Here is a 514-nt window from a genome sequence, read left to right as displayed (position 1 = left end):
ATGGTGCCCAAGCACCGGGGCGAGCCCTGGTGGGTCATGTATCGCGGCGAGGACGGTAGCTGGTTCACCACCATGGTGGATCGCAGCCAGATGCCCGTCTGACGGCCGGCAACCGCGCGGCCTTTTGCTGCGTTGCAGCAGCGATAGGGCTGATGCATCCATTCCGCCGGCCGGGCCGGGGTATCGCGTCGATCCCAAGGGATCGCGTGATTTCCCGGCCTGCCGCGTTTTCAGGAGCCATTCCGATGCTCACAGTGGCCAAGGTTTTCGAGGATCGCGCGACGGCGGTGATGGCCGTCGAGGAGCTTGACGCGCTCGACCTGCCGGGGCTGGAGGTCAGCCTCGCCGAGGCCGCGGAGGAATCCGCCCCCGGCCCGATGCGGACCCATTCCGGCACCTCCGTCGGCGCCGTGCTGGGCACGGGCGCCGGCATTCTCGCCGGTATGGGCCTGCTCGCCGTGCCGGGCTTCGGTCCTGTCATCGCCGCTGGCTGGTTCACCACGGTGCTCACGAC

At 68.9% G+C, this 514-nt stretch carries 1 pseudogene; it reads left to right on the top strand.

The annotated features are described in order from the left end of the window. Positions 1-245: 245 nt before the first annotated feature. Positions 246-514: pseudogene (locus AC1DWF_RS38770) on the top strand (hypothetical protein); the annotation flags it as partial.

Source organism: Aminobacter sp. P4_D5 (assembly GCF_056401815.1).
This window is presented reverse-complemented; position numbering and strand designations above follow the sequence as displayed.